General features: G+C 69.6%; 3 protein-coding genes. 2 read left to right on the top strand and 1 reads right to left on the bottom strand.

Going from position 1 to position 7373, the window contains the following annotated elements; translation table 11 throughout:
- Window positions 1-146 precede the first annotated feature (146 nt).
- Entirely contained in the window at window positions 147-3380 is a 3234-nt protein-coding gene (locus tag D183_RS0111160; RefSeq protein WP_017909061.1) for an efflux RND transporter permease subunit, read from the top strand.
- 148 nt (window positions 3381-3528) lie between these two features.
- Entirely contained in the window at window positions 3529-6639 is a 3111-nt protein-coding gene (locus D183_RS0111155; protein ID WP_017909060.1) for an efflux RND transporter permease subunit, read from the top strand.
- Between the two features lie 154 nt (window positions 6640-6793).
- Here the strand turns inward: D183_RS0111155 and D183_RS0111150 are convergent.
- A partial coding sequence (locus D183_RS0111150; protein WP_017909059.1) for a hypothetical protein occupies window positions 6794-7373 on the bottom strand: 580 nt, incomplete at its 5' end.

Raw genomic sequence — 7373 nt, 5'->3', positions numbered from 1 at the left:
GCGGGCGTCGGCCGGATCGCGCGCAGGCGGCGGCGTTCCCGCCCTGCGTCGCGATCGCGGCACGGTGCCACGGCCCCCGCTGATTCCGCCGTCTTTCCCGGCGCCGGCCTGGCCGCGCCGGACTCTCACCAGCAAGGATCTTCCCCGTGGGCTTTTCGACGATCTTCATCCGCCGCCCGATCGCCACCACCTTGCTGATGGCAGGCGTGCTGCTGCTCGGCATCCTCGGCTACCGGCAGCTGCCGGTGTCGGCGCTGCCGGAAATCGACGCGCCCAGCCTGGTGGTGACCACGCAGTATCCCGGCGCCAACGCCAGCACCATGGCCTCGCTGGTGACCACGCCGCTGGAGCGCCAGCTCGGGCAGATCTCCGGGCTGCAGATGATGACCTCCGACTCGTCGGCCGGCCTGTCCACGATCGTGCTGCAGTTCGCGATGGACCGCGACATCGACATCGCCGCGCAGGACGTGCAGGCGGCGATCCGCCAGTCCACCCTGCCCTCCTCGCTGCCCTACCAGCCGGTCTACAACCGGGTGAACCCGGCCGACGCGGCGATCCTCACCCTCAAGCTAAGCTCCGACACGCTGCCGCTGCGCGAGGTCAACAACTACGCCGACTCGATCCTGGCCCAGCGCCTGTCGCAGGTGCCGGGCGTGGGCCTGGTGTCGATCGCCGGCAACGTGCGCCCGGCGGTGCGCATCCAGGTCAATCCGGCGCAACTGTCGAACATGGGCCTGACCCTGGAGGCGCTGCGCAGCGCGCTGACCCAGACCAACGTCAACGCGCCGAAGGGCTCGCTCAACGGCAAGACCCAGTCCTACAGCATCGGCACCAACGACCAGCTGTCCAGCGCCGCCGAGTACCGCGACACCGTGATCAGCTACCGCAACGGCGCGCCGGTGCGGCTGTCGGACGTGGCCAAGGTGGTGGACGGGGTGGAGAACGACCAGCTCGCCGCCTGGGCCGACGGCAAGCCGGCGGTGCTGCTGGAAGTGCGCCGCCAGCCCGGCGCCAACATCGTGCAGACGGTGGAGCAGATCCGCGCGATCCTGCCGCAGTTGCAGGGCGTGCTGCCGGCCGGCGTGCACCTGGACGTGTTCTCCGACCGCACCGAGACCATCCGCGCCTCGGTGCACGAGGTCAAGTTCACCCTGATCCTGACCATCGGCCTGGTGGTGGCGGTGATCTTCGTGTTCCTGCGCCGGCTGTGGGCCACGGTGATCCCGTCGGTGGCGGTGCCGCTGTCGCTGGCCGGCACCTTCGCGGTGATGGCCTTCGCCGGCATGTCGCTGGACAACCTGTCGCTGATGGCGCTGGTGGTGGCCACCGGCTTCGTGGTCGACGATGCGATCGTGATGATCGAGAACATCGTGCGCTACATCGAACAGGGCAAGAGCGGCCGCGAGGCCGCGGAGATCGGCGCTCGCCAGATCGGCTTCACCGTGCTGTCGCTGACCGTGTCGCTGGTGGCGGTGTTCCTGCCGCTGATCCTGATGCCCGGCGTCACCGGCCGCCTGTTCCACGAGTTCGCCTGGGTGCTGAGCATCGCGGTGGTGATCTCGATGCTGGTGTCGCTGACGCTCACGCCGATGATGTGCGCCTACCTGCTCAAGCCCGACGCCCTGCCCGAGGGCGAGGACGCGCACGAGCGCACCGCGGCGGCCGGCAAGACCACGCTGTGGTCGCGCACCGTGGGCGTGTACGAGCGCAGCCTGGACTGGGTGCTGTGCCACCAGAAGCTGACCCTGCTGGTGGCGCTGGCGACGATGGTGTTGACCGTGCTGCTGTACGTGGTGATCCCCAAGGGTCTGCTTCCCGAGCAGGACACCGGGCTGATCACCGGCGTGGTCCAGGCCGACCAGAACGTGGCGTTCCCGCAGATGGAGCAGCGCACCCAGGCAGTGGCCGAGGCGCTGCGGCGCGACCCGGCGGTGACCGGCGTGGCCGCCTTCATCGGCGCCGGCTCGATGAACCCCACCCTCAACCAGGGCCAGCTCAGCATCGTGCTGAAGCCGCGCAGCGACCGCGACAGCCTGGAAGACCTGCTGCCGCGGCTGCAGAAGGCGGTGGCCGGGCTGCCCGGCGTCGCCCTGTACCTGAAGCCGGTGCAGGACGTGACCCTGGACACCCGCGTGGCCGCCACCGAATACCAGTACTCGCTCTCGGACGTGGACAGCGCCGAGCTGGCGACCCAGGCCACGCGCCTGACCGAGGCGCTGCGCAAGCGCCCGGAACTGGCCGACGTGGACAACAACCTGGCCAACCAGGGCCGTGCGCTGGAACTGCACGTGGACCGCGAAAAGGCCAGCACCCTCGGCGTGCCGATGCAGACCATCGACGACACGCTGTACGACGCCTTCGGCCAGCGCCAGATCTCCACCATCTTCACCCAGCTCAACCAGTACCGCGTGGTACTGGAAGTGGCGCCGGAGTTCCGCACCAGCACCGCGCTGCTCAACCAGCTGGCGGTGGCCAGCAACGGCAGCGGCGCGCTGACCGCCAGCAATGCCACCAGCTTCGGCCAGACCACCTCCAGCAACTCCTCCACCGCCACCGGCATCGGCGCGCAGAACACCGGCATCACCGTCGGCAGCGGCGGCACCGTGCCGCTGGCGGCGGTGGCCGAGGCCAAGCAGTCGACCACGCCGCTGGTGGTCAGCCACCAGCAGCAGCTGCCGGCGGTCACCGTGTCGTTCAACCTGGCGCAGGGCTACTCGCTGTCGCAGGCGGTGGCGGCGATCGAGGAAACCCGCGCGCAGTTGCAGCTGCCGCCGCAGCTGCATGCCGAGTTCATCGGCAAGGCCGCCGAGTTCACCGGCAGCCAGACCGACGTGGTGTGGTTGCTGCTGGCCTCGGTGGTGCTGATCTACATCGTGCTGGGCGTGCTCTACGAGAGCTACATCCACCCGCTGACGATCATCTCCACGCTGCCGCCGGCCGGCGTCGGCGCGCTGCTGGCGCTGATGCTGTGCGGACTGAGCCTGTCGGTGGACGGCATCGTCGGCATCGTGCTGCTGATCGGCATCGTCAAGAAGAACGCGATCATGATGATCGACTTCGCGATCGACGCGCGCCGCGAAGGCGCCAACGCCCACGACGCGATCCGCCGCGCCTGCCTGCTGCGCTTCCGCCCGATCATGATGACCACCGCCGCGGCGATGCTGGGCGCGCTGCCGCTGGCCCTGGGCGACGGCATCGGCTCGGAACTGCGCCGCCCGCTGGGCATCTCCATCGTCGGCGGCCTGCTGCTGTCGCAGTTGGTCACCCTGTACACCACCCCGGTGATCTACCTGTACATGGAACGCGCCTCCGAGCGCGTGCGTCGCTGGCGCGAGCGGCGTGCGGCACGGCAGGCGACGGCGGCGGAGGGAAGGGCGTGAGGGGCCGGGATTGGGGAGTCGGGATTCGGGAGTCGTGGCGCGCGTGCGGCGTCGGATTCCCGGGCATCCAACATGGCGTCACTGAGCCGGCAGCGCGCGGGAATGTCGCTTCCCGAATCCCCAATCCCGACTCCCCAATCCCTGCCCCATGAACATCTCCGCGCCCTTCATCCGCCGTCCCATCGGCACCGCGCTGCTGGCCATCGGCCTGTTCGTGATCGGCATGATGTGCTACCTGCGCCTGGGCGTGGCGGCGCTGCCGAACATCTCGATCCCGGTGATCTTCGTGCAGGCCAGCCAGGCCGGCGCCGATGCCTCGACCATGGCCGCCACGGTCACCGCGCCGCTGGAGCGGCACCTGGGCCAGGTGCCGGGCATCGACACCATGCGCTCCTCCAGCTCGGAGGGGAACAGCCAGGTGTTCATGGTGTTCCAGAGCAGCCGCAACATCGATTCGGCGGCGCAGGACGTGCAGACCGCGATCAACGCCGCGCAGGCCGACCTGCCCTCCGGCCTGGCCACGCCGCGCTACCAGAAGGCCAATCCCAACGACGACCCGGTCATCGCCATCGCCCTGACCTCGGACACGCAGTCGGCCGACGAGCTGTACAACGTCGCCGATTCGCTGCTGGCGCAGCGCCTGCGCCAGATCACCGGCGTGGCCTCGGTGGACATCGGCGGCGCCTCCACGCCGGCGGTGCGGGTGGACGTGAACCTGCGCGCACTCAACGCCATGGGCCTGACCCCGGACGACCTGCGCAACGCGGTGCGCGCGGCCAACGTCACCTCACCCACCGGCTTCCTCAGCGACGGCGCCACTACCACGGCCATCGTCGCCAACGACGCGGTGGCCAAGGCCGCCGACTTCGGCCAGGTGGTGATCAGCCAGCAACAGGGCCGCGCGGTGCGCCTGCGCGACATCGCCAACGTCTACGACGGCCAGCAGGATGCCTACCAGGCGGCCTGGTTCGGCGGCAAGCCGGCGGTGGTGATGTATGTGTTCACCCGCGCCGGCGCCAACATCGTGGAGACGGTGGACCGGGTCAAGGCCGAGATCCCGATGCTGCGCACCTACCTGCAGCCGGGCACGAAGATGACGGCGTACTTCGACCGTACCCCGACCATCCGCGCCTCGCTCAACGAGGTGCAGGCCACGCTGATGATCAGCCTGGCGATGGTGGTGCTGACCATGGCGCTGTTCCTGCGCCGGCTGGCGCCCACGCTGATCGCCGCGGCCACCGTGCCGCTGTCGTTGGCCGGCGCGGCGCTGGCGATGTACGTCATGGGCTTCACCCTCAACAACCTGAGCCTGCTGGCGCTGGTGATCGCGATCGGCTTCGTCGTCGACGATGCGATCGTGGTCATCGAGAACATCATGCGCCACCTCGACGAGGGCATGTCGCGGCTGGACGCGGCGCTGGCCGGCGCGCGCGAGATCGGCTTCACCATCGTCTCGATCACCGCCTCGCTGGTGGCGGTATTCATTCCGATCCTGTTCGCCAGCGGCATGATCGGGGTGTTCTTCCGCGAGTTCACCGTCACCCTGGTCGCGGCGATCTGCGTCTCGGCGGTGGTCTCGCTGACGCTGACCCCGGCGCTGTGCAGCCGCTTTCTGTCCGCGCATGCCGAGCCGGAGCAACCCGGCCGCTTCGGCGCCTGGCTGGAGCGCATGCACGATCGCATGCTGCGCGTGTACACCGTGGCCCTGGACTTCTCGCTGCGCCACGCGCTGTTGCTGGCGCTGACCCCGCTGCTGCTGATCGCGGCCACGGTGTTCCTGGCCGGCGCGGTCAAGAAGGGCTCGTTCCCGGCGCAGGACACCGGCCTGATCTGGGGCCGCGCCACCTCCAGCGCCACCGTGTCCTTCGCCGACATGCTCACCCGCCAGCGCCGCATCACCGACATGCTGATGTCCGACCCGGCGGTGAAGATCGTCGGTGCGCGCCTGGGCAGCAGCCGCCAGGGCTCCAGCGCCAGCTTCAACATCGAGCTCAAGCGCCGCGACGAAGGCCGCACCGACACCACCGCGCAGGTGCTGGCGCGGCTCAGCGCCAAGGCCGACCGCTACCCCGACCTGCAACTGCGCTTGCGCGCGATCCAGGATCTGCCCAGCGACGGCGGCGGCGGCACCAGCCAGGGCGCGCAGTACCGCGTCTCGCTGCAGGGCAACGACAACGCGCAGTTGCAGGAATGGCTGCCCAAGCTGCAGGCCGCCCTGAAGCAGAACCCCAAGCTGCGCGACGTCGGCACCGATGTGGACAACGCGGGCCTGCGCCAGAACATCGTCATCGACCGCGCCCTCGCCGCGCGCCTGGGCGTGTCGATCGGCGCCATCGACGGCGCGCTGTACGGCGCGTTCGGCCAGCGCCAGATCTCCACCATCTACTCCGACCTCAACCAGTACAGCGTGGTGGTCAACGCGCTGCCGGACCAGACCGCCACGCCGGCGGCGCTGAACCGCATCTACGTGCCCACCCGCAACGGCACGATGATCCCGCTGACCGCGGTGGCGCATCAGGCTCCGGGGCTGGCGCCGTCGCAGATCACGCACATGAACCAGTACACGACCATGGACCTGAGCTACAACCTGGCGCCAGGCGTGAGCACCGGCGAGGGCGATGCGATCATCGCCGCCACCGTAGCCGGGCTGCGCATGCCCGGCGATATCCGCATCGCCGACGGCGGCGGCTTCGGCGTGCAGTTGCAGCCGAACTCGATGCTGGTGCTGGTGCTGGCCGCGATCGTGGTGGTCTACATCGTGCTGGGCATGCTCTACGAGAGCCTGGTGCACCCGGTGACCATTCTCTCCACCCTGCCGGCCGCCGGCATGGGCGCGCTGCTGGCGCTGTGGGTCACCGGCACCGAGCTGTCGGTGATCTCGATGATCGCGCTGGTGCTGCTGATCGGCATCGTCAAGAAGAACGCGATCATGATGATCGACTTCGCCCTGGTCGCCGAGCGCGAGCACGGCAAGACCCCGCTGGAGGCCGCGCGCGAAGCCTGCATCGTGCGCTTCCGCCCGATCATGATGACCACGATGGTGGCGATCCTGGCCGCGGTGCCGCTGGCGGTGGGCCTGGGCGAAGGCTCGGAGCTGCGTCGCCCGCTCGGCATCGCGATGATCGGCGGCCTGCTGATCTCGCAGAGCCTGACCCTGCTCAGCACCCCGGCGCTGTACGTGATCTTCTCCTGCCTGCGCGAACGCTGGTACGCCCGTCGTGCGCGCCGGCGCGAGCGGCGGCAGCTGCGGGTGGCCTGAAGGCCGGGAATCGGGAATAGAGAATGGGGAATCGGAAAAGCGAGGAGCAAAGAGCGGTCATGCGCCACTGAGGCGAAAGCGGCACCAGTTGCCTCAGTCACTCGACCCTCATGCTCTTCCCATTCCCCACTCCCGATTCCCTATTCCCGGCTTCTCAGCCACACCCTTCCACATAATCCACCTGCGGCGGCAGGCCCACGCGCCAGGCGACGGCCTTGCCGGCTGCGTCGGTCTCGAACACCAGCACGCCAGGCTGGCCGGACTCGCCGCGCACGCGCAGCACCTTGGCGCCTTCGACGTACTTGTGCGGCTGCTCTTCCACGCGACCGGCGTACAGCGCGCGCAGTTGCGCCAGGTCCATGCCGACCTTGCCGCCGCCGGGCGCGGTCTCCTTGGGGGTGCGCACGTCGTAGCGCACCAACTTGTCGTCTTCGACCATCAGGCCGAACCGGTTGTTGCCCTTGGCCCAGCGCGGACGCAGCACGTAGCAGCTGCTGCCGGCGCTGGGCTGGCCGTCGAGCTCGCCGCCCCAGGCGGCGCGTGCCTGCGCCGCCGACATGCCCAGGCGCAGGTCGCCATAGCCATCGATGCGTGCCAGTTGCCGGTCGTCCGCGGCCAGTTCCGGCGGCAGCGCCGAGGCCGGCGCCTGTGCCGGCGGCACGTCGCTATCGGGCTGGTCGATGTCCGGCGGCAAGGCGCCGTCGTCGGCGGTGGCGGGTGCCGCGGTCTGCGCC

The organism is Xanthomonas sp. SHU 199 (genome assembly GCF_000364665.1).
In the GTDB taxonomy this organism is placed as follows: domain Bacteria; phylum Pseudomonadota; class Gammaproteobacteria; order Xanthomonadales; family Xanthomonadaceae; genus Xanthomonas_A; species Xanthomonas_A sontii.
Note: the sequence above shows the minus strand (reverse complement) of the source record. Positions and strands in the feature narration are given on the sequence as shown.

Bases quoted from the DNA above. Each gene is read 5' to 3' on its own strand.
- D183_RS0111155 (WP_017909060.1), top strand. From the start codon at position 3,529: ATGAACATCTCCGCGCCCTTCATCCGCCGTCCCATCGGCACCGCGCTG.